18 protein-coding genes are annotated in these 22,372 nt (G+C 70.6%); 8 read left to right on the top strand and 10 right to left on the bottom strand.

Annotated features, from left to right (window positions below):
- The 4 genes from J3476_RS20090 to ftsH all read right to left on the bottom strand — a co-directional run.
- A partial coding sequence (locus tag J3476_RS20090) for a dihydroneopterin aldolase (protein WP_207068173.1) occupies nucleotides 1–161 on the bottom strand: 161 nt, incomplete at its 3' end.
- On the bottom strand, nucleotides 158–970 hold the full coding sequence (gene folP, locus J3476_RS20095; RefSeq protein ID WP_207068174.1) for a dihydropteroate synthase: 813 nt from the start codon (nucleotides 968–970) through the stop codon (nucleotides 158–160). The genes J3476_RS20090 and folP, both read right to left, overlap by 4 nt.
- Nucleotides 971–1,014: 44 nt before the next feature.
- Nucleotides 1,015–1,623 carry a GTP cyclohydrolase I FolE gene (folE, locus tag J3476_RS20100; protein ID WP_152518950.1) on the bottom strand — a complete coding sequence of 203 codons (609 nt, stop codon included), beginning with the start codon at nucleotides 1,621–1,623 and terminating at the stop codon, nucleotides 1,015–1,017.
- Between the two features lie 38 nt (nucleotides 1,624–1,661).
- Nucleotides 1,662–4,016 carry an ATP-dependent zinc metalloprotease FtsH gene (ftsH, locus tag J3476_RS20105; RefSeq protein ID WP_207068133.1) on the bottom strand — a complete coding sequence of 785 codons (2,355 nt, stop codon included), beginning with the start codon at nucleotides 4,014–4,016 and terminating at the stop codon, nucleotides 1,662–1,664.
- Nucleotides 4,017–4,165: 149 nt separating this feature from the next.
- On the opposite strand from ftsH, the gene J3476_RS20110 reads away from it, so the two are divergent.
- Together J3476_RS20110 and J3476_RS20115 are read left to right on the top strand one after the other, a co-directional pair.
- Nucleotides 4,166–5,131: an alpha/beta fold hydrolase gene (locus tag J3476_RS20110; protein WP_207068134.1), complete on the top strand. Its 966-nt coding sequence runs from the start codon at nucleotides 4,166–4,168 to the stop codon at nucleotides 5,129–5,131.
- A 10-nt stretch (nucleotides 5,132–5,141) separates the two neighbouring features.
- Nucleotides 5,142–5,888, top strand: a complete 747-nt coding sequence (locus tag J3476_RS20115; protein ID WP_207068135.1) for an SIMPL domain-containing protein — start codon at nucleotides 5,142–5,144, stop codon at nucleotides 5,886–5,888.
- Here J3476_RS20115 and J3476_RS20120 read toward each other — a convergent pair.
- The 5 genes from J3476_RS20120 to dacB are packed head-to-tail and all read right to left on the bottom strand — an operon-like array spanning nucleotide 5,881 to nucleotide 12,158.
- The gene (locus tag J3476_RS20120) at nucleotides 5,881–8,124 is read right to left on the bottom strand and encodes a molybdopterin-dependent oxidoreductase (protein WP_207068136.1); all 2,244 of its coding nucleotides are present in this window, start codon (nucleotides 8,122–8,124) and stop codon (nucleotides 5,881–5,883) included. The genes J3476_RS20115 and J3476_RS20120 overlap by 8 nt on opposite strands.
- Before the next feature lie 19 nt (nucleotides 8,125–8,143).
- On the bottom strand, nucleotides 8,144–8,722 hold the full coding sequence (gene hpt, locus J3476_RS20125) for a hypoxanthine phosphoribosyltransferase (RefSeq protein WP_152518954.1): 579 nt from the start codon (nucleotides 8,720–8,722) through the stop codon (nucleotides 8,144–8,146).
- A 9-nt stretch (nucleotides 8,723–8,731) separates the two neighbouring features.
- Complete coding sequence (gene tilS / locus J3476_RS20130) at nucleotides 8,732–9,730, bottom strand: tRNA lysidine(34) synthetase TilS (protein WP_207068137.1); 999 nt, start codon at nucleotides 9,728–9,730, stop codon at nucleotides 8,732–8,734.
- On the bottom strand, nucleotides 9,709–10,794 hold the full coding sequence (locus tag J3476_RS20135) for a zinc-dependent metalloprotease (protein WP_207068138.1): 1,086 nt from the start codon (nucleotides 10,792–10,794) through the stop codon (nucleotides 9,709–9,711). The genes tilS and J3476_RS20135 overlap by 22 nt, the downstream gene beginning before the upstream one ends.
- Nucleotides 10,791–12,158: a D-alanyl-D-alanine carboxypeptidase/D-alanyl-D-alanine-endopeptidase gene (gene dacB / locus J3476_RS20140; RefSeq protein WP_207068139.1), complete on the bottom strand. Its 1,368-nt coding sequence runs from the start codon at nucleotides 12,156–12,158 to the stop codon at nucleotides 10,791–10,793. The genes J3476_RS20135 and dacB overlap by 4 nt, the downstream gene beginning before the upstream one ends.
- Nucleotides 12,159–12,305: 147 nt before the next feature.
- Between dacB and J3476_RS20145 the strand changes: the two genes are divergently transcribed.
- The 3 genes from J3476_RS20145 to alc all read left to right on the top strand — a co-directional run bounded on the left by J3476_RS20145 (nucleotide 12,306) and on the right by alc (nucleotide 14,611).
- The gene (locus J3476_RS20145) at nucleotides 12,306–12,791 is read left to right on the top strand and encodes an inorganic diphosphatase (protein WP_207068140.1); all 486 of its coding nucleotides are present in this window, start codon (nucleotides 12,306–12,308) and stop codon (nucleotides 12,789–12,791) included.
- A 182-nt stretch (nucleotides 12,792–12,973) separates the two neighbouring features.
- Nucleotides 12,974–13,495, top strand: coding sequence for a 2-oxo-4-hydroxy-4-carboxy-5-ureidoimidazoline decarboxylase (locus J3476_RS20150; protein ID WP_207068141.1), 522 nt, complete (start codon nucleotides 12,974–12,976; stop codon nucleotides 13,493–13,495).
- A 75-nt stretch (nucleotides 13,496–13,570) separates the two neighbouring features.
- Entirely contained in the window at nucleotides 13,571–14,611 is a 1,041-nt protein-coding gene (gene alc, locus J3476_RS20155) for an allantoicase (RefSeq protein ID WP_207068142.1), read from the top strand.
- A 6-nt stretch (nucleotides 14,612–14,617) separates the two neighbouring features.
- On the opposite strand, the gene J3476_RS20160 is transcribed toward alc, so the two are convergent.
- Complete coding sequence (locus tag J3476_RS20160; RefSeq protein ID WP_207068143.1) at nucleotides 14,618–15,646, bottom strand: TerC family protein; 1,029 nt, start codon at nucleotides 15,644–15,646, stop codon at nucleotides 14,618–14,620.
- Nucleotides 15,647–15,862: 216 nt separating this feature from the next.
- Between J3476_RS20160 and J3476_RS20165 the strand changes: the two genes are divergently transcribed.
- From J3476_RS20165 to J3476_RS20175, 3 genes are read left to right on the top strand one after another with little or no spacing between them, the layout of a single operon-like run.
- Complete coding sequence (locus J3476_RS20165) at nucleotides 15,863–19,783, top strand: Pls/PosA family non-ribosomal peptide synthetase (RefSeq protein WP_207068144.1); 3,921 nt, start codon at nucleotides 15,863–15,865, stop codon at nucleotides 19,781–19,783.
- Entirely contained in the window at nucleotides 19,780–21,123 is a 1,344-nt protein-coding gene (locus J3476_RS20170) for a M1 family metallopeptidase (RefSeq protein WP_207068145.1), read from the top strand. Before J3476_RS20165 ends, J3476_RS20170 begins: the two co-directional genes overlap by 4 nt.
- Nucleotides 21,120–22,361, top strand: a complete 1,242-nt coding sequence (locus J3476_RS20175) for a hypothetical protein (protein WP_207068146.1) — start codon at nucleotides 21,120–21,122, stop codon at nucleotides 22,359–22,361. Before J3476_RS20170 ends, J3476_RS20175 begins: the two co-directional genes overlap by 4 nt.
- Nucleotides 22,362–22,372 lie beyond the last annotated feature (11 nt).

The following is a 22,372-nucleotide window of genomic DNA, read 5'->3' on the forward strand; positions in this document are numbered from 1 at the left end:
TAGTCGAGGGTGTCGGCCAGATCGTCGCTGGCCGCCGCCACATCCAGATCGAGCCATACGGTGATGTCGACGACGAACTCCTGGCCGTCTCGACGCTCGTGGTCGAAGACACCGTGGTGGCCGCGAACCCGCAGGCCGCGCAGCTCGATCCGATCGGTCAACGCCCCTGCTCCCCCGCCTGTTGCCACGCGCCGACCACAGCCAGCGCATCGACCGAGGCCTGCACGTCGTGCACGCGTACCCCCCACACGTGGTGCCAGCCGGCGAGCGCCGAGACGACCGCGGTGGCGGTCTCCCTGCCATCCGGCGGACGCGGCTGACCGTCGGGACCCGCCAGCAGCGTGCCCAGGAACCGTTTGCGGGAAGCGCCCACCAAAACCGGGATCCCGGTCTCGACCAACTCGGGCAGTGCCGCGAGCAGCGCCCAATTGTGTTGTGCTGTCTTGGCGAAACCCAGACCCGGGTCGATGATCAGGTTGGCGGCGTCGACGCCGCCGCGGACCGCGGCGTCCACGCCCGCGAGCAGCTCGTCACGCACCTCGGCGACGACGTCCGCGTAACGCGGAACCTCGTGCGGGCGTTCGGCGCCGACGGAGCGCCAGTGCATCAGCACCCAGGGCACACCGGCTTCGGCGACCACCCGGACCATGTCCGGATCGGCCCGGCCGCCCGAGACGTCGTTGACGATGTGCGCGCCGTTCTCCAGCGCGGCGCGCGCCACCCCCGCGTTCATCGTGTCGATGCTGACGGTGATCCCTTGCTGGGCAAGCTGTTCGACCACGGGTAGCACCCGTGCGGTTTCCACGTCGGGATCGATCCGGGTGGCACCGGGGCGGGTGGACTCGCCGCCGACGTCGACGATGGCCGCACCCTGGGCAACCAATTCGACACCGTGGCTGACCGCCCGGTCCCGATCGAGGAACAAACCCCCGTCGGAGAAGGAGTCGTCGGTGACGTTGACGACCCCCATCACCTGCACGGGCCCGGGTGTGGTGGGGGGAAGGCTGGCCGGGGTCACTTTCTCAAGATCAGATCCAGGGCTTCGGAGCGCGACGCGTTGTCGGTCTTGAACTGCCCGCGCACGGCCGACGTCGTGGTCACCGCCCCGGGCTTGCGGATGCCGCGCATCGCCATGCACAGATGCTCGGCCTCGACCACCACGATGGCCCCGCGAGGGTCCAGTTTGCGCATCAGCGCGTCGGCGATCTGGCCGGTCAACCGCTCCTGCACCTGCGGGCGTTTGGCGTAGAGGTCGACCACCCGAGCCAGTTTCGACAACCCGGTGACCCGGCCGTCGACGCCCGGGATGTAGCCGACGTGCGCCACACCGTGGAACGAGACCAGGTGGTGTTCGCATGTGGAGTACATCGGGATGTCTTTGACCAGCACCAACTCGTCGTGCTGCTCGTCGAAGGTGGTGTTGAGCACCTCGTCGGGGTCGACATAGAGCCCGGCGAAGATCTCGCGGTAGGCCCGCGCCACCCGCGCGGGCGTGTCCACCAGTCCGTGCCGGTCGGGGTCCTCACCGACGGCGATCAGCAGTTCGCGCACCGCGGCCTCGGCGCGTGCCTGGTCGAAGGCCGGAGGGGTGAGCGTGGCCGAGTTGTTCTGCGACTGCGTCATCGGAGTCTCCGTTCAGTGATCAGCCTGGTGCGCGCGGGTCAGCCGCGGTCTGCGGGGCCCTCGTGACCCCCGCCGCCGTCCTGCCCCTGGTCCTGGGAGGGACCCGGAGCCGACCCGCCGTGCTGGGGCTGCCCGTGCTGCGGATGGTGCTGATACGGCGGATATCCCGGATACGGCGGAGGTGGGCCCTGCTGCCATCCGGGCGGCGGCGGGTACCAGTAACCCTGGGGTTGCTGCTGGGGTGCGCCTTCGTGCTGTCCGCTGTCGCGCGGCGGCCAGCCCGGTGCGTGCCAGCCCGCCGGGGCGCCGTAGTCGGGCTGCTTGGCCCCGTTGGCCGGCGCACCCTGCGAACCGGAGGACCCGTTGGGGCCTGCACCGTTGCCGCCGTTGCGGTGCGCCGCCTCGGCGGCCGCGCGCGACGCCTGGGCGATCGCCGTCTTGAAGGCCGGCTCCGGTGCCGGTTTGGGCCACGGTTCGCCCCGCTCGATGGCCAGCTCCCCCGGCGTCTTGATGGGCGGCTTGTCCGACGGCACGCGACCACCGAAATCGTCGAACATCGTCAGCCTGGGCCGCTTCTTGACGTCCGAGAAGATGGCCTCGAGCTCGACGCGGTGCAGCGTCTCCTTCTCCAGCAGCTCGCCGGCGAGGGTGTCGAGCACGTCGCGGTACTCGGTCAGGATCTCCCAGGCCTCGGTGTGGGCTGCCTCGATCAGCTTGCGGATCTCGTCGTCGATGTCGCGGGCCACCTCGTGGCTGTAATCCGCCTGGGTGCCCATGGTGCGGCCCAGGAACGGGTCGCCGTGCTCGGAGCCGTAGCGCACCGCGCCGAGCTTGGAGCTCATGCCGTACTCGGTGACCATGGCGCGGGCGATCTTGGTGGCCTGGTCGATGTCCGACGAGGCACCGGTGGTGGGCTCACGGAAGACGAGTTCCTCGGCGGCACGTCCACCCATCGCGAACACCAGACGGGCGATCATCTCCGAGCGGGTCATCAGCCCCTTGTCGTCCTCGGGCACCGCCATCGCATGACCGCCGGTGCGGCCGCGCGCCAGGATCGTCACCTTGTAGATCGGTTCGATGTCGGGCATCGCCCACGCCGCCAGCGTGTGCCCGCCCTCGTGGTAGGCGGTGATCTTCTTCTCGTGCTCGCTGATGATGCGGCTCTTGCGGCGCGGGCCGCCGACCACGCGGTCCACGGCCTCTTCCAGCGCAGCCCCGGTGATGATCGTCCCGTTCTCGCGGGCGGTGAGCAGCGCGGCCTCGTTGATGACGTTGGCCAGGTCGGCACCGGACATACCCACGGTGCGCTTGGCCAGCCCGTCGAGGTCGGCGTCCTCGGCCAGCGGTTTGCCCTGCGAATGCACCCGCAGCACCGCGCGTCGGCCGGCCAGGTCCGGGGCCGACACCGGGATCTGGCGGTCGAAGCGGCCGGGCCGCAGCAGGGCCGGGTCGAGGATGTCGGGCCGGTTGGTGGCGGCGATCAGGATGACGCCCTGGCGGTCGCCGAACCCGTCCATCTCGACCAGCAACTGGTTCAGCGTCTGCTCGCGTTCGTCGTGGCCGCCGCCCATGCCGGCGCCGCGCTGGCGGCCGACGGCGTCGATCTCGTCGACGAAGATGATGCACGGGCTGTTCTGCTTGGCCTGCTCGAACATGTCGCGCACGCGCGACGCACCGACGCCGACGAACATCTCGACGAAGTCCGAGCCCGAGATCGTGAAGAACGGCACCCCCGCCTCGCCGGCGACGGCCCGGGCGAGCAACGTCTTGCCGGTGCCGGGCGGACCGAACAGCAGCACGCCCTTCGGGATCTTGGCGCCGAGCGCCTGGTAGCGGCTCGGGTTCTGCAGGAAGTCCTTGATCTCGTAGAGCTCCTCGACCGCCTCGTCGGCACCGGCGACGTCGGCGAAGGTGGTCTTGGGCATGTCCTTGGAGAGCTGCTTGGCTTTGGACTTCCCGAAGCCGAAGCCCATCCGGCCGCCACTCTGCATCCGCGAGAACATCACGAACAGGCCGACCAGCAGGAGCAGCGGCAGCATGTAGATCAGCAGGGTGCCGAGCATGCTGCTCTGGTTGACGACCGTGTTGATCTTGGCGCCCTTGGCGCTCAGCTGCTCGAAGAGCGTCACCCCGTACCCGGTCGGGTACTTCGTGATGATCTTGGTGCTGTCCTCGGTGTCGCTGTTGCCGTTCTTCAGCTCGAGGCGCAACTGCTGCTCGCGGTCGTCGATCTGCGCACTGGTGACGTTGTCGTCATTGATCTGCGCGACGGCGACCGAGGTGTCGACGTTCGTGTATTCGCGGGTGTCGTCGCTGATGCGGAAGAACAGCCACCCGAGCAGCAGCACCACGGCGATCACCGTGAGCGTGCGGATCACATTCTTGCGGTTCATACGTGAGTTCGGTTCATCGATACCTGACGCCGGTGGGCGACCGCCGGCCAAATCCTTCCGATACGCGCAGCTTGAGTAGTCAAGGCTACCGCCTGACCACGCTAGACCAACGTTCGGCGGTTCCCGGTTGTCCCCGTCGTGGTTGGGTGATGGCTGTGCGATCTCAGATGGTGACCACCAACGGGGTGCGCCTGCGGGTGACCGAGGCCGGTGAACCGGGCGCACCTGTGGTCGTGCTCTGTCACGGCTTCCCCGAACTCGCGTTCTCCTGGCGCCACCAGATTCGCGGCCTGGCCGACGCCGGCTACCACGTGCTGGCCCCCGACCAGCGCGGCTACGGCGGCTCCGACAAGCCGGCCGCGGTCGAGGCCTACGACGTGGCCGAACTGTCCGCCGACGTCGTGGGGCTGCTCGACGCTGTCGGCGCCGAGCAGGCCGTGCTGGTGGGCCACGACTTCGGCGCGGTGGTGGCCTGGGCCGCACCTCTGCTGTATCCGCAGCGGTTCCGCGCGGTGGCCGGGTTGAGCCTGCCCCCGGTGCCCCGCCCCAAGGTCCCGACCACGCAGGCCTTCCGGCGGCTGTTCGGCGACCGGTTCTTCTACATCCTCTACTTCCAGGAACCCGGGCCTGCCGACGCCGAGCTGGCCGCCGATCCGGCGACCACGTTCCGGCGGCTGTTCGCGACCACACAAGGCGGCGACGAACTCGCCGCGCAGCGCATGCTGGCGCCGGGCCCGCAAGGATTCCTCGCCCGCATCCCCGAGCCCGGTGAGCTGCCCGCCTGGATCACGCCCGACGACTTCGGGGTGTACGTCGAGGAGTTCACCCGCGGCGGATTCAGCGCCCCGCTGAACTGGTACCGGTGCTTCGACCGCAACTGGGAGCTGACCGCCGACCCGGCCGCGCCGACGATCACCGTGCCCGCCCTGTTCATCGGGGGTAGCGCCGACGCCACCTTGGCCTACACGCCGCGGCATCGGGCCGGCGAGGTCGTCACCGGTGACTACCGCGAAGTGCTGATCGACGGAGCCGGCCACTGGCTGACCGAGGAACGGCCCGCCGAGGTGACCAGCCTGCTTCGCGACTTCCTCGGGTCGCTGCCCGCCGGAAGTTAGGGTGGCGGCCATGCCGATCGCCGCGACCACCAAACCTGTCCGGACCCGTCTTCTCGCCGCCGGCGCGGCCGCCCTCGCGATGCTGGCGCTGGCCGGGTGCGACTCGCAGTCGGGGCCGGCCGCCGGGCTGACTCCCGATTCCGATACCCGGCAGGTGACAGTGGTGGGCGCGGGACAGGTTCAGGGCACCCCGGACACACTGACGATCAACGCGTCGATGGAGTTCCTCGCCCCCGACGCCACCACGGCGATGAACCAGACCAACGAACGCCAGCAGGCGGTGATCGACGAGCTGATCGGTCTGGGCATCGACCGCACCGACATCGCCACCACGGAGGCCAACCTGCAGCCGCAGTTCGGGCCCGAGGACAACACGATCACCGCCTACCGCGCGACCAACTCGATCAACGTGAAGATCCGCAACCTCGACCAGGCGTCCGACGCGATCGGGCTGATCGTGGAGACCGGCGGCAACGCCACCCGCATCAACTCGATCAGCTACTCGATCGAGGACGACTCGCAGCTGGTGCGCGACGCCCGCGCACGGGCTTTCGAAGACGCCGAGGACCGCGCCGAACAGTACGCCGAGTTGGCCGGCATGAGCCTGGGCAAGGTCATCTCGATCTCCGAAGCGGCCGGCACCACACCCCCCATCCCGATGCCGGTGCCGCGGGGCGCGATGGAGGCCGCGGTGCCGCTGGAGCCCGGACAGCAGACCGTCGGGTTCTCGGTGACGGTGATCTGGGAGCTCAGCTGACCGGTGCGCCGCTGCGTTCGGCGGCCGGGCCCACGACCACCGGAATGCCGTTGAGCACCGCGGTCCCCGACAGCGGGTCCAGCACCGAACCGTCGTTGAGCTGATTGGCGTTGACGCCGGGATGGCTGGCGGCCAACCGCTGGCCGGTACCGGCGCGGTCGTGACCCCAGCCGTGCGGCAGCGACAGCACGCCGCGCCGGATGTCCTCGGTGATCTCGACGGGCACGACCAGTTCGCCGCCCGGGCCCTTGACCACGGCGGTGTCGGAGACGCCCAACTCGGCGGCGTCATCGGGATGCATCTGCAGCGTGCACCGGTTGCTGCCGCCCGACAGGGCGGGCAGGTTGTGCATCCAGCTGTTGTTGGAGCGCAGGTGACGCCGCCCGATCAGCACGAACCGCTCCTCCGGCCGGCTCAACGCGTCGCGGAGTCGGCCCGCATCGTCGATCAGCTGCGGCGGAGCCAGCTCGACCAGACCCGACGGGGTCCGCAGCACGTCGAGCAGGCGTGGCTGCAGCGGTCCGAGGTCGATGCCGTGCGGCGCAGACTTCAGCGTCGCCAGCGTCAGGCCGTCGGGGCGGGCGCCGAACGCGTCGCCGTAGGCGCCCAGCCGCAGCATCATGTCGAGCCGACGCTCGTAACCGGGCCCGTCGGCCAGCATCGCGGTCAGCTCCTCGACGGGGCGCCCCGCCACCGGGGATCCCGCGTCGGCGCTCTCCTTGGCCAGCGTGGTCGCGATCACCTGCTCGTCGACCGAACGGGGATCGCCGCCGTGCCCGATGCCGTAGATGACCAGCGCGATGCGCGACAGGATCTCCGGTTCGTCGGGCCGGTCCCGCAGGGGCAGCGCCGGCGGCGAGTAACGGGCGTTGTTGCGCACGGCGAGGTTGTTCAGCGCGAAGTCGAAGTGCGGGCTCTGTGAGGGCGGCGGCGGGGGCAGGATCACGTCGGCGTGCCGGGTGGTCTCGTTGAGATACGGGTCGACGCTCACCATGAACCCCACCCCGGCCAGCGCCCGGTCGAGTCGGTCGCCGTCCGGTGCGGACAGCACCGGGTTGCCCGCAATGGTGATCATCGCCGTGATCTGGCCGTCGCCGGGGGTTTCGATCTCCTCGGCGAGTGCGGCAACGGGCAGCTCCGACAGCGCCTCCGGGTGCCCGGACACCCGGCTGCGCCAACGGCCGGTCAGAAAGCCGCGGCCGGGCCGGCGACCGCGCGGGGCGGGGGCCACCGGGGACAGCGGGAACATCGCGCCGCCGGGTCGGTCGAGGTTGCCGGTCAGCACGTTGACGACGTCGACGAGCCAGCTGCCCACCGTGCCGAATTCGACGGTGGAGGTGCCCATCCGCCCGTACACCGCCGCCGAGGGGGCCGCGGCCAGTTCCCGGGCCAGCACGCGGATCTCGTCGGCGTCGATCCCGCAGTACGCGGCAACCGCCTCGGGGGCGAAGTCGTCGGCCAGCGCGCGGATCTCGGCGAGGCCGGTGATGTGGTCGGCGAGTTCTCCGAGATCGACGAGGTCCTCGTCGAACAGCACGTGCACCAGGGCGAACAACAGCGCGGCGTCGGTACCCGGACGCGGCGCCAGGTGACGGTCGGCCAGCGCGGCGGTGCGGGTGTGGGCGGGGTCGATCACCACCAGCCGGCCGCCGCGACGCTTCAGCGCGCGCAGCTTGCCACCGAAGTCCGCGGCCGTGGCCAGGCTGCCGTTGGACACCAGCGGGTTGGCGCCGATGATCACCAGGTAGTCGGTGCGGTCGAGGTCGGGCACCGTGAACGCCACCGGGCTGCCGAACATCAGTCCCAGCGCAACGTGTTTGGGCATCTGATCCAGCGTGCTCGCCGAGAACACCTGGCGGGTGCCCAGCCCGCGGATGATCAGCGGCGGATACAACGCGCCGGCGACGGTGTGCGCGTTCGGGTTTCCCACATAGACGCCGACCGAGGTGCCGCCGTGCTCGGCCAGCACCGCGGACAGGCGCTCGTCGACCGCGGCGAACGCCTCCTCCCAGGACGCCTCGCTCAGCACGCCGTCACGACGCACCAGCGGTGCGGTCAGCCGGTCCGGATCGTTGTCCAGCTCACCGAAGCTGGCCCCCTTGGGGCAGATGTAGCCGGCGCTGAAGACGTCTTCCTGGTCGCCCCGGGCGCCGACCACCCGGCCGTCCTCGATGGTCAGCGTCAGACCGCAGGTCGCCTCACAAAAGGGGCAGATGCGCAGAGCCGTGTGGGTCACACGGAACATACTGCGCTTCTTACGGGTCCTCGTACACCTTCGGGTCGAGGGTGCCGATGTAGGGCAGGTCGCGGTAGCGCTCGGCGTAGTCGAGGCCGTAACCGACGACGAACTCGTTGGGGATGTCGAAGCCGACGTAGGTGATGTCGACATCGGCGCGCACCGCTTCGGGCTTGCGCAGCAGCGTGCACACCTGCAGCGAGCGGGGATGCCGGGTGGCGAGGTTGCGCAGCAGCCAGGACAGCGTCAGGCCGGAGTCGACGATGTCCTCGACGATCAGCACGTCCCGGTCGTGGATGTCGCGGTCGAGGTCCTTGAGGATGCGCACCACCCCCGACGACGAGGTCGACGAACCGTAGGAGCTGACGGCCATGAACTCCAGCTGGGTCGGCAGCGGGATGACCCGGGCCAGGTCGGTCACGAACATCACCGCCCCTTTGAGCACGGTGATCAGCAGCAGGTCCTGCCGGGCCGCCGCATCCTGGTAGTCGGCGCCGATCTGCGCTCCGAGTTCGGCGGTCTTCGACTGGATCTGCTCCTCCGACAGCAACACCGACTTGATGTCCCCGGGGTACAGCTCCGCAGGATGCGCAGGCACGGTGACAGCCTAGCTGGGCAGCTGCGGCCCGGCCGACGCAGTGCGTCGCACCGGCTCGATGTGCAGCGTCAGGGTTCCGGCCCGCCGCGCCGCGAACAACCGGTGACCGGGGTGGCTGCCGGGCACCGCCACCCCGCCCTGCCCGCGCCAGGCGCTCACCAGCGCCTCGACGCCACGGATGTGGCGGTCGGTGAGCCCGCGGGCCCCGCCCGCCAGCAGCCACGCGCGCAGCACCCGGCGCCGCACCGCGGGCGCCACCCCGGTCAGTTCGGACACCGCCAGGCCGTCGGCGCGGCACGCGCGGTCGAGCACCTGGGCGGCGAGCACGTCGAGCACCTCGCCATCGGCACGCAGCGCGTCGGCGGTGCGGGCCAGGGCTTCGGCGACGCCACCGCCGAGGACATCCTCGAGCAGCGGCAGCACCTCGGTGCGCAGCCGGACCCGGGTGAAGCGCGCGTCGGTGTTGTGCGGATCCGACCACGGGGTGAGCTGCAACTCGGCGCACGCCGCCGCGGTGACGGCGCGGCGCACCCCCAGAAGGGGCCTACCCCAGGGCGGGTCGTAGCTGCGCATGCCCGCAATGGACCGCGGGCCCGAGCCGCGTCCGAGGCCCAGCAGGACCGTCTCGGCCTGGTCGTCGAGGGTGTGCGCGAGCAGTACGGCCGCCCCGGCGCGCGCCTCGTCGAGTGCCGCGTAGCGCGCCGACCTGGCCGCCGCCTCCGGACCGCCGACGGCGCCGACCTGCACGCGCAGGACGCGGGCCGCGACACAGCCCACCGTCAGCGCCTGGGCCCGGGCGGTGCGGGCCACCTCGGCCGAATCCTGCTGCAGCTGGTGATCGACGATCAGCGCCGTGGTGGGCCTCAGCGCGGCGGCCGCCGCGGTCAGCGCCAACGAATCCGGTCCTCCGGACAACGCCACGCACCACCCCGAGTCGCGCGGGATGTGCTCGCCGGCGAAGCGGGTCACTGCGGCCCGCAGGTCGGCTAGAGCACCCGGTCGATCCATCGCCGCGGCTCGTCGATCTCGCTGGGCAGCGGCAGGGTCTCGGCGTTCGACCACACCGTGTTGAACCGCGCCATCCCCACCTCGGCCACGACGGCGTCGACGAACGCCTTGCCCCGGGTGTACTGGCTCATCTTCGCGTCGATGCCGAGCAGGGCCCGCATGAGCCGCTGCAGCGGCGGCTGGTGACGTTGACGACGGTCGTCGAAGCGGCGCCGGATGGTGGCCACCGACGGGACCACCGCGGGACCGACGGCATCCATGACGTGGTCGGCGTGGCCTTCGAGCAGGGTTCCCAGCACCAGCAGGCGGTCGAGGGCTCGACGCTGCGGTTCGGACTGCACCGCGCGCAACAACCCCAGCACCCCGGACGAGCCGGGTTCTGATGGGTGACCGTTGGTCGCTGTCCGACTGGGCCCGGCGCGACGGTCGCGCACGTAACCGGCGACCCGCCCGACGACCTGGGTGACGTCGTCACCGCCGTCCTCGGTCAGCACTGCCAGCGACTCCGACATCAGGTCGGCCAGCCACGGATTGGCCCGGAACTGCACCCGGTGGGTGACCTCGTGCAGGCACACCCACATCCGGAAATCGGCTGGGGCGACGCGCAACTGGCGTTCGACGGCGATGACGTTGGGATAGACCAGCAGCAGCTCACCGCCACCGGCTGCGAACGGGTCGTACTGGCCCAGGATGCCCGACGACACGAACGCCAGCACCGCGCCGGTCTGCGCTCCCGCGACGCGTCCGCTGATCATCCGCGGCTTGCCGGTGTCGTCGGCCGGGCCGCCGGTCATCACCCGCATCGAGCGGGTGGCGGCATGAATCCACTCCGGGCGGTTGACGATTCGCGCTTCGGGGACGTCGCCGCCCTCGGCCAGCCCGGTCACTTCCCGCACCGGGATCTCGGCGGCCCGCGCCGCCTCGCCGAGTTGGTCGATGGCCTGGCGGCGGGTGTAATCGGTGGCCGCGGGTTCCGGCCGGGCCAGCTTGCCGCCGAGTGTCGCCGCGAGGTTCCAGTCGACCGCACGGCCCACGTTGAAGCCGGTGCCGCTCTGCGGGCTCATGCGGCGCACCCGCAGGACCGCAGCGTCGCGGCGAAGGCGTCGAGCGCGGTGCGCCCGGTGGGCCCGGCGTCGTTGGACATCAGCGCGAACGTCAACACCCGCCCGCTCTTGTCGGTGACGAACCCGGTGAGGGTGTTGGTGCCGGTCAGCGAACCGGTCTTGCCCCGCAGATAGCCGGCCGCCGCGGTGTCGAGGTAGCGGTTGGACAACGTGCCGCTGCCCCCGGCGATCGGCACCAGGTCCACCAGCGGCCGCAACGCCGGCGCCGAGTCCCCGACGGCGGCGGTGACGATCTCGTCGAGGGTCAGCGCGGTCAACCGGTCGTCCACCGACAGACCGCTGGAATCGAACAACCGCGCTCCCGAGATGTCGATGCCGGCGTCGTCGAGCGTCGCCAGCACCGACCGGGCGGCGCCGTCGAAGCTGGCCGGCCGGTTCAGCGCAACCGCCACTTCACGGCCGATGGATTCGGCCATCACGTTGTCGGAGAAGTTCATCATGTCGCGCAGCCGCTGCATCAGCGGCGGCGACTGCACCGAGGCGATCTCGGTGCCGTCGACACTGCGGTCCCGGGGCAGCACCGTCACCGTGTTCGGGTCGACACCCAGTGCCACGGCCAGGGCGCGGCCGGCGTCCAGGGCGGGCGTCTTCGAGCGCCGCGATTCCACGCTGACCGGCTGGGTGCGGCCACCGTCGAGCATGACCGGTTCGATCGGCGCGATGTCGCCGCCGTCGATGTCCAGCGGATCCCACCCGACCGCCATCGTCGGACCGGCGTACGCGCTGACGTCGACCTGCACCCGGTTGACCGCGAAACCACTGCGGCGCACCTGGTCGGCCAGATCGACGATGCGCGCGGCGTCGCGGTACCAGCTCTCCTGGCCCCGCGGGGCGGCCGAGAGCGTCTGGTCGCCGCCGCCGACGAGGACCACCGTTCCGGGAGTGTCGGAGACCACACGGGTGGTCAGCCGGTCCTCGCGGTCCAGCGCCAGCAGCGCCGCCGCCGCGGTGAGCAGCTTGTTCGTCGAAGCAGGCTGCATCGGGATCCCGGCGCCGAGCGCCCACAGCTCCTCCCCGGTCATCGCGTCGGTGATGCGGCCGGTGAACCTGCCCAGGTTCGGGTCGGCCAGCACCGGCGCCAGCACGCGGGCCAGGCCGCGCGGGGTCGGGGCGGCCGCGTCCGTGGAGACCGGGACGACCTCGGGTTCGGCGGTGGCCGGCGGTGGAGCCGGCTCGACGGCCACCTCGTCGCCGGTCTGGCGGGACGCCACCACCGCGGCGGCGGCGACCACCGCCGCGACCAGCAGCGCTACCGCCGCCCCCACCACCACATAGGTGGATCGTTGCCACCGAGTGGGCCGCATGTTTCTCCTGCCCTCGATCGACAACCCGAGCCACCCCTGTAGAGCAGGGTATCCCTCGTCTAGGGTTAAGCCGCGTCGTCACCCGACGACCCCGTGGTCACACGATGTTTTCGGCAGTCTTTTCGCACAGGTGGAGGAGTCGCGACGGTGCAGTTCGATGTGCTCATCGAGATCCAGAAGGGGTCCCGCAACAAGTACGAAGTGGACCACGACACCGGCAAGGTGAAGCTGGACCGGTATCTGTTCACCGCCATGGGCTACCCCACCGACTACGGCTATATCGAGGACACCCTCGGCGAGGACGGCGACCCGCTGGACGCGCTGGTGCTGCTGCCCGAGCCCGTGTTCCCGGGCTGTGTGGTCGAGGCGCGCCCGGTCGGCATGTTCCGCATGACCGACGAGAAGGGCGGCGACGACAAGGTGCTGTGTGTGCTCGCCGATCCGCGCTGGGACCACATCACCGACATCGGCGACGTGTCGGAGTTCGAGCTGGAGGCCATCAAGCACTTCTTCGTGCACTACAAGGACCTCGAGCCGGGCAAGTTCGTCAAGGCCGCCGACTGGGTGGGCCGCGAAGAGGCCGAAGCCGAGGTCAACCGCTCGATCGAACGGTTCAAGACCGAAGGGCACTAGCCGCCCTGCGCGAGAGTGCTGTCAGGGTCGCGCGCACTTCGGGTCCACGACCCTGCTCGCAATGTCGGCGCCAGTGACACAGCAGACACCGACGGCGTCGGTGAGACCTGGACCGTCGGCGATTTTGCGTGCCTGTAACACGGCGTAACGTCACTGTTCAATCGGCCTCCCATCATGGCGGTGTGTTACTGCATCAAGGGATCGGCCTGGAGGCGTTCAACGCGATGCCGACGCGCCGGGCGGTGCACGCGGTGTTCGAGTGCTGCTACAGCGTCCCGCTGGCCGCCGACCTCGTGCGCGCCCGCCCCTTCGACAGTCATGAACAGCTGTTCCGGTATGCCGACGCACAGTTGTTCAGCCTCGGCGAGCAGTCCATCGACTCCATCCTGCAGGCCTATCCCGACGTCGGCCGGCGGCCGGGCAGCGAGAAGTCCCACGCCGAGCAGTGCGCGATCATCGACGAGCGGCCCGAGATCATGGCCGAGTTGTCCGCCGCGTCGAAGTCCTACCTGGAGCACTTCGGTTTCGGGTTCGTCATGTACATCAACGGCTACGGTGCCGACGATGTGCTCGCCGCGCTGCACGACCGCCTGCACAACGACTACGAGACCGAACGCAAAGTGGTGCGCAACGAGTTGGCCCGGATCAACCGGACCCGGCTGGAACGCATGCTCGGCCCCGAGGGGGGCTACGACAACTGGTGAGGGGACAACTGGTGCGGGCACGACCGGTGACGCCTCACCGCTCCGGTTCGCCCCCGCTGACCTAGGCTCGTCCCGGTGAGCACACCGCCGAGACCCACAGGTCACCCCCACTTTCTGTCGCTGCCCGACCTTGCCGCCAGAACCGCCGGCGGGGCTGTGGTGTGGGCCAACGACGACGTGTTCGCCGAGAAAGAGAACCTGATCAAGCCGGCGCCCGCCGAACACCGGCCCGCCACCTTCGGCCACAAGGGACAGGTCTACGACGGCTGGGAGACCCGCCGGCGCCGCGGGGTCACCGCAGAGTCCCACGATTCGGCCGTCATCAGGCTCGGCGTGCCGGCCGTCGTCCGCGGCGTCGTCGTCGACACCGCGTGGTTCACCGGGAACTATCCGCCCGAGATCTCCGTCGAGGCCGCCTTCGTCGAGGGCTATCCCTCGGTGCAGGAGCTCATCGAGGATCCCGGCAAGACGGAGTGGACCACCATCGTGGAACGCTCCACTGTCAACGGCGACACCCGCAACCCGTTCCCCACCTCCTCGTCGCGGCGCTGGACGCATCTGCGGCTGTCCATCTATCCGGACGGCGGCGTGGCGCGGTTCCGGGTGCACGGCGAGGGTCTGATCAACCCCGACTTCGCCGAGAACATGACGCTGGACCTCGCCGCGCTCGAGAACGGGGGCCGAATCACGGCCTGTTCCAACATGTTCTACAGCTCACCGAACAATCTGTTGCTGCCCGGGGTGGCCCGCACCATGGGTGAGGGGTGGGAGACCTCTCGGCGCCGCGACGCCGGCAACGACTGGGTGGAGATGAAACTGGCCGGCCAGGGTGTGCTCGACGCGATCGAGCTGGACACCTCCTACTTCGTCGGCAATGCCCCGGGTGCGGCCCGCCTGTCGGGCCGCGACGGTGACGGTGAGTGGTTCGACATCCTGCCGCGGACCGAGCTGCAGCCCGACACCCGGCACCGGTTCCGCATCCACGAGCGGCGCCCCGTCACCGCGGCGCGCCTGGACGTCTACCCCGACGGCGGCATGGCCCGGGTTCGGCTGTTCGGCTCACTGACCGCCGACGGCCTGCGCGAGGTGTGCGACCGCTGGACGGCCAGCGCCTGACGCGGCTCAGGGACGCGGGCCGGCCTGCGGATCGGCCTGCCCGGCGATGTCCTCGGCTTCGGAGGCCAGCCGCCGGGCATCCTTGCGGGTCTTGTACAGGCTGGCCACGGTGGTGATCAGCAGTGTCACGACGATCACGCCCAGCGACCACAGGGTGGGGATCTCGGGCACCGGCACGTGCTCACCACCGTTGATGAACGCCAGCTCGTTCTCGTGCAGCGCGTGCAGCAGCAGCTTGACCCCGATGAAGAACAGGATGAACGCCAGCCCCTGCGACAGGTACACCAGCCGCTTGAGCAGGTCGCCGAGCAGGAAGTACAGCTGGCGCAACCCCATCAGCGCGAACACGTTCGCGGTGAACACCAGGTAGGGCTCCTGGGTCAGTCCGTAGATCGCCGGGATGGAGTCCAGCGCGAAGATCAGGTCGGTGGTGCCCAGCGCGACGATCACGAGGAACATCGGCGTCATCAACCGCTTGCCGTTCTCCTTCACCCACAACCGCAGACCGTCCCACTGGTCGGTGAACGACAGGTGCCGCTGGGCGAAGCGGACCACCACGTTGTCGGCGTCGTCGTCGTGGTCGGTGTCGCGCACCAGCTGGATGGCCGTGTACAGCAGGAACGCACCGAAGATGTAGAACACCCAGGAGAACCGGGCGATCGCGACCGCGCCGAGGGCGATGAAGATGCCCCGGAACACCAGCGCCAGGATGATGCCCACCAGCAGCGCCTGCTGCTGGTAGATCCGCGGCACCTTGAAGCTGGCCATGATGATCAAGAAGATGAACAGGTTGTCCACCGACAGGCTGTACTCGGTGAGCCAGCCCGCGAAGAACTCCAGCCCGTACTGGCTGCCGTGGAAGAACCAGGTCCACAGGCCGAACAGGATCGCCAACCCCACGTAGAAGCTCAGCGCGGTGGCCGTCTCACGCCGTGACGGCTCATGCGGGCGACGCCCGATCACGATCACATCGAAGAGCAGGATCGCGATGGTCAAACTGAGCGTGATCGCCCACTCGAGTCCGCTGACGTTCATCAAACCTCCGGTCGTCGTTTCAACGCCGGAGGTCTCTTCCACCGCCGAGTGCGGCCCACAACACCGGTCGATCAGAGATGGACGACGTGGTGACGACGCTGTGGCGAAGGAATACTCCCCTCCAGGGCGGTGATTCTGCCAGCCGGTCGCCCGACACGCGAAATCACCCACCACCGACGCCACCGGGGGCCGCCCGGCGCTTAGTAGTTTGTACCCGTGACAGCAGCGGATCCAACCCCCGAGATCCCCGCCCAGTTCGTGCTGTCGGCGTTCGCCCCCGAGCCGCGCACGCTGATCGACATCCTCTACGACACCGCGCGCCGCTACCCCGACGCGCCCGCCCTCGACGACGGCACCGTGCAGCTCACCTACGCCGAGCTGATCTCCGACATCGAGGACAGCGTGGCGTGGCTGGCCGCCCGCGGGATCGGCCGCGGCGACCGCATCGGCATCCGGATGCCCTCGGGCAGCTACGCGCTCTACGTCGCGATCCTGGCCACGCTCGCCACCGGCGCCGCCTACGTTCCGGTCGACGCCGACGACCCCGTCGAGCGCGCCGAGCTGGTGTTCACCGAGGCCGGCGTCGTCGCCGTCATCACCGAGCAGGGACTCGTCCGCGGCCCCGGGTCCTCCCGTGGCTGGCGCGCCGCAGCACCGCTGAGCCGCGACGACGCGTGGATCATCTTCACCTCCGGCTCCACCGGCACCCCCAAGGGTGTCGCGGTCAGCCATCGCAGCGCCGCCGCCTTCGTCGACGCCGAGGCGCGGATGTTCCTGCAGGACAACCCGCTGGGCCCAGGAGACCGGGTGCTGGCCGGACTGTCGGTGGCCTTCGACGCCTCCTGCGAGGAGATGTGGCTGGCGTGGCGGCACGGTGCCTGTCTGGTGCCCGCCCCGCGCTCGCTGGTGCGCAGCGGGATGGACCTGGGCCCCTGGTTGGTGTCGCGCGACATCACGGTGGTCTCGACCGTGCCGACGCTGGCGGCGCTGTGGCCGGCGGAGGCCCTGGAGGCCGTGCGGCTGCTGATCTTCGGCGGCGAGGCCTGCCCGCCCGAGCTGGCCGAGCGGCTCGCGGTGGAGGGCCGCGAAGTGTGGAACACCTACGGCCCGACCGAAGCGACCGTGGTGGCCTGCGCCGCGCGGCTGTTCGGGCGGGGACCGGTCAGCATCGGCCTGCCCCTGCCCGGGTGGGATCTGGCGGTCGTCGGCGCCGACGGCCGGCCGGTGAACCTCGGTGAGGTCGGTGAGCTCGTCATCGGCGGGGTGGGGCTGGCGCGCTACCTCGATCCCGACAAGGACGCCGAGAAGTACGCCGCGATGCCCACGCTCGCCTGGAGCCGCGCCTACCGCAGCGGCGACCTGGTCCGGCTGGAGGCCGACGGGTTGTACTTCGTCGGCCGCGCCGACGACCAGGTCAAGGTCGGCGGCCGCCGCATCGAGCTCGGTGAGGTGGACAGCGCGCTGGTGCATCTGCCAGGGGTCAGCGGCGGCGCGGCGGCGGTGCGGCGCACGGCCAGCGGAACTCCCCTGCTGGTCGGCTATGTCGCCAGCGCCGATCCGAACTTCGACCTGGCCGCCGCCCGGACCGCGCTGGCGCAGTCCCTGCCCGCCGCTCTGGTGCCCCGTCTGGTCCTCGTCGACGAGCTGCCCACCCGCACGTCGGGAAAGGTGGACCGCGACGCGCTGCCGTGGCCGGTCGACGGAGCCGGTGACGGTGCGGACGCACCGGACCTTCTCGGCACGACGGGCTGGCTGGCCGGGCTGTGGCGCGACGTGCTGGCCGCACAGGTCGACGGGCCGGAGGCGGACTTCTTCGCCATGGGCGGCGGATCGCTGGCGGCCGCCCAGCTGATCGCCGCGCTGCGGCAGCGCTATCCGCAGGTGACCGTCGCCGACCTCTACGACCATCCGCGGCTGGGGTCGCTGGCCGGATACCTCGACGAACTGGAACCACCCCCGGCCGTCGAGCCGCGGACCGTCGAGCCGGTGTCGCGACGGACGCAGGCCGTGCAGATCGCGCTGACCGTTCCGCTGGCGACGCTGACCGGGATGCAGTGGGTGGTGTGGCTGGCCGTCGCCAACAATGTCGCCGCCGGGCTGGACCTGGTGCCGTGGGCCGCGCCGATCAGCTGGTGGTGGGTCCTGGCCGGATTCCTGCTGTTCGTCACCCCGCCGGGCCGGATGGGCATCGCCGTCTTGGGTGCGCGGACGCTGCTGGGCAACCTGCAGGCCGGAACCTACCGACGCGGCGGCGCGGTGCACCTGCGGGTGTGGCTGGCCGAGCGTCTCGCCGAGGCGAGCGGGGCGCAGAACATGGCGGGCGCTCCCTGGCTGGTCTACTACGCCCGCGCGCTGGGCAACAACGTCGGGCAGGGCGTCGACCTGCATTCGGCTCCCCCGGTGACGGGCATGCTCACGCTCGGGCACCGCTGCTCCATCGAGCCCGAGGTCGACCTCAGCGGGTACTGGATCGACGGGGACGCCTTCCACGTCGGCCCCGTCACCGTCGGCAACGACGCCACGGTCGGGGCGCGCACGACCCTGCTACCGGGCGCGGTGGTCGGCAAGAACGCCGACGTCGCTCCCGGCTCCGGGGTGGTGGGCAAGGTCAAGAACGGTCAGTACTGGAAGGGTTCACCGGCGGTCAAGTCCGGGAAGGCCAAGCATCCGTGGCCCGATCACCGGCCGCCGCGCGCCCTGCACTGGGTGGCCGTGTACGGCCTGACGTCCATGCTGCTGGCAGCGCTGCCGCTGGCCGCACTGGCGGTGGGGCTGGCCGTCATCGGATGGGCGGTGCGGGACACCGCCGGCGTCGCCGACGCCGTGCCGGCGGCGATGCTGTGGGCCGCCCCGGCCACCCTGGCCGCAGTGCTGAGCTATGCGGCGCTGACGGTGCTGGGCGTGCGACTGCTGTCCGTGGGGCTGCAGGAGGGCTACCACCCGGTGCGCAGCCGCTCCGGCTGGCAGCTGTGGGCCACCGAGCGGCTGATGGACGCCGCCCGCAACTACCTGTTCCCGATCTACGCCGGCCTGCTCACCCCGTGGTGGCTGCGTCTGCTCGGCGCCGAGGTGGGCCGCGGTACCGAGATCTCCACAGCTCTGCTGGTGCCGAAGTTCACCGTGGTCGAGGACGGCGCGTTCCTCGCCGACGACACGATGGTGGGCTCCTACGAACTGGGCGGCGGGTGGATCCACGTGGCCCGCGCCACGGTCGGGAAGCGGGCTTTCCTGGGCAATTCCGGGATCACCCAGCCCGGCCGGCGGGTGCCCGACGACGGGTTGGTGGCCGTGCTCTCGGCGACCCCGCACAAGGCCAAGGCCGGTTCGTCGTGGCTGGGCAGTCCCCCGGTACGGCTGAGACGCCGCCCGACGGCTGCCGACGCGCTGCGCACCTTCCACCCGTCGGCGAAGCTCAAGGTCCTGCGTGCCACCGTGGAGACGTTCCGCATCGTGCCGGTCGTGATCACCTTCGCCATCGGAGTCGGTGTGCTCGCCGCGATCCAGGCGCTGGCCACTGCGGCGGGCTGGCTGTGGGCCGCGCTCGCAGCCGGGCCGGTCGTGCTCGCCGCCGGAGCGGTGGCCGGCGGTGTGGCGGTGCTGGCGAAGTGGCTGCTGGTGGGCCGCATCGGCGCGATCGAACACCCGCTGTGGTCGTCGTTCGTGTGGCGCAACGAGGTGTCGGACACATTCGTCGAGACCGTGGCGGCGCCGTGGTTCGCCCGCGCGGCCGCGGGTACCCCGGTCATGAATCTGTGGCTGCGGGCGCTGGGCGCCGGCATCGGACGTGGAGTGTGGTGTGAGACGTACTGGCTGCCCGAGGCCGACCTGGTGACACTCGGCGACGGCGCGACCGTCAACCGCGGGTGTGTGGTGCAGACCCATCTGTTCCACGACCGGATCATGCGCATGGACACCGTGGTGCTGGAACCCGGAGCCACGCTGGGTCCGCACTGTGTGGCGCTGCCCGCCGCCCGCATCGGCGCCGGAGCCACCGTCGGCCCCGCCTCCCTGGTGATGCGCGGTGACGAGGTGCCACCATCGACTCGGTGGCAGGGCAATCCGATCGCGCCGTGGAATCCGGCGGGCAAGAAGCAGGGGCAGTCGGGCGCCAAGCCCAAGAAACCGGCTGCCGCGTGACGGGTCGACGAGGAGCAGGCAAGAAGAGCTCCGCCCCGGTCATCGACCCGTATCTGCCGACAGCAGGCAATTTCGGTTACCGGGTGTCGCGGTACGAGTTGGAGCTGGAGTACAAGGTCGCGATCAACCGGCTCGCCGGGACGGCCACCGTCACCGCCGTCACGCTGGCCGAGCTCCAGACGTTCAGCCTGGACCTGTCCAGCGCGCTGTCGGTGGCCAAGGTGACCGTGAACGGCAAGCGGCCGAAGCACTTTCGCACCGATCGGGACAAGCTGCACATCACGCTGGCCGAGCGGCTGCCCGCCGGTGCCGCGATGACGGTGGCGGTGCGCTACAGCGGGACACCCCGGCCGAAACGGACCCCGTGGGGTGAGGTCGGGTTCGAGGAACTCACCGAGGGCGCGCTGGTGGCCGGCCAGCCCAACGGGGCGTCGTCGTGGTTCCCGTGTGACGATCATCCCAGCGCCAAGGCGAGCTTTCGGATCCAGATCGCCACGGAGAGCCCGTATCTCACGATCGCCAACGGAAAGTTGTTGTCCCGCAAAGCCCGAGCCGGCATGACCACCTGGACCTACGAGCAGAGCGAACCGACCTCGACGTATCTGATCACGCTGCAGGTCGGTCCCTACACCAGGCGGCGGATGGCCAAGAACGGCGTGGAGATCTTCTCGGTGCTGCCCGACCGGCTGCGCCGCGAGTTCGACCACGACTTCGGGCGCCAACCGCAGATGATGAAGCTCTTCGTCAAGCTGTTCGGTCCGTACCCGCTGGCCGACGGTTACACCGTCGTCGTCACCGACGACGAACTGGAGATCCCGCTCGAGGCGCAGGGCATCTCGATCTTCGGGGCCAACCACTGCGACGGCCGGCGCGGCTCCGAGCGGCTGGTCGCCCACGAACTGGCCCATCAGTGGTTCGGCAACTCCGTGACCGCCCAACGCTGGCGCCACATCTGGCTGCACGAGGGCTTCGCGTGCTACGCGGAGTGGTTGTGGTCCGATCACTGCGGCGAGCGCAGCGCCGACGACTGGGCCCGCCACTACCACCAGCGGCTGGTCGACTCACCGCAGGATCTGGTCCTCGCCGACCCCGGGCCGCGGGACATGTTCGACGACCGGGTGTACAAGCGCGGTGCGCTGGCCCTGCACACGCTGCGCCGGCGGATCGGCGACGACTCGTTCTTCGCGCTGCTCAGGGAGTGGACATCGCGGTACCGGCACGCGAGCGTCGTCACCGACGACTTCATCGCGCTGGCCGCGCATTTCACCGAGGACTCGCTGCGCCCGCTGTGGGCGGCGTGGCTGTACTCCGCGGAGGTCCCCCCGCTGGACCTGCCGTGACGGACGCGGCCGCCGGCCCGTCCGGGGCCGTGACCCGCAGCAGCGTGGTGCGTGTCGGAGCGGCGACCGCGGTGTCGGCGCTGTGCGGGTACGCGGTGCTGTATCTGGCCGCCCGGGATCTCGAGCCGGCCGGCTTCTCGGTGTTCAGCGTGTTCTGGGGCGCGTTCGGGTTGGCCAGCGGCGCCGCGTTCGGCCTGCTGCAGGAGAGCACCCGTGAGGTCCGCTCGGCACGGGGCGAGCCGGGCCGCAGCCGTCCGATGCGCATCGGTGCGGGCGTCGGAGTGGGGGCGGCCGCGCTGATCGCGCTGAGCTCCCCGCTGTGGTCGGCCCACGTGTTCGTCGAGGACCGCACGCTGAGCATCGCGCTGCTGAGCCTGGGGCTGGCCGGCTTCTGTGTGCACACCACGCTGCTCGGCATGCTCGCCGGACGCAACCAGTGGTCCGGGTACGGCGCTCTGATGGTGACCGACGCGCTGCTGCGGGTCACGGTCGCCGCGGCGACCTTTGCGATCGGCTGGGGGCTGGGCGGGTACCTGTGGGCCACGGTCGCCGGCGCGGTCAGCTGGGTGCTGATGCTAGCGCTGTCCCCCGCGGCCCGGGCGGCGGCGCGCGTGCACACCCCCGCCGACACGGTGACCTTTCTGCGCGGCGTCGGGCATTCGACCACCGCCGCGGGGGCCAGCGCGGTCCTCGTCATGGGCTTTCCGGTGTTGCTGCAGGCCACCTCCGGTGACCTCGGCGCCACCGGCGGGGTGGTGATCCTGGCGGTGACCCTCACCCGGGCGCCGCTGCTGGTGCCGCTGACCGCGATGCAGGGAAACCTGATCGCCTACTTCGTCGATCACCGTGCTCATCGGGTGCGCGCACTGGCCGTCCCGGCCGCGCTGGTCGCCGGACTGGGCGCGCTCGGGGTGCTCGTCGCCGGCCTCGCCGGTCCGTGGTTCCTGCGCACCGCGTTCGGCCCGCAGTACCAGGCCGACGGTGCCCTGCTGGCCTGGCTGACCGCCGCCGCGGTGGCCATCGCGCTGCTGACGCTGACGGGCGCCGCGACCGTGGCCGCCGCGTTGCACCGCGCCTACGCCGCGGGTTGGCTGTCGGCGACACTGGCCTCGGCCCTGCTGTTGCTGATGCCGCTGACTCTGGAGGTGCGCACGGTGGTGGCCCTGATGTGCGGGCCGCTGCTCGGCATCGCGGCGCACCTGGTGGCCCTGGCCGGGGACCGGCCTGCCGGACGCTGACCGCTGCCCGG

Source organism: Mycobacterium sp. PO1, assembly GCF_017312405.1.
Taxonomy (GTDB): Bacteria; Actinomycetota; Actinomycetes; order Mycobacteriales; family Mycobacteriaceae; genus Mycobacterium.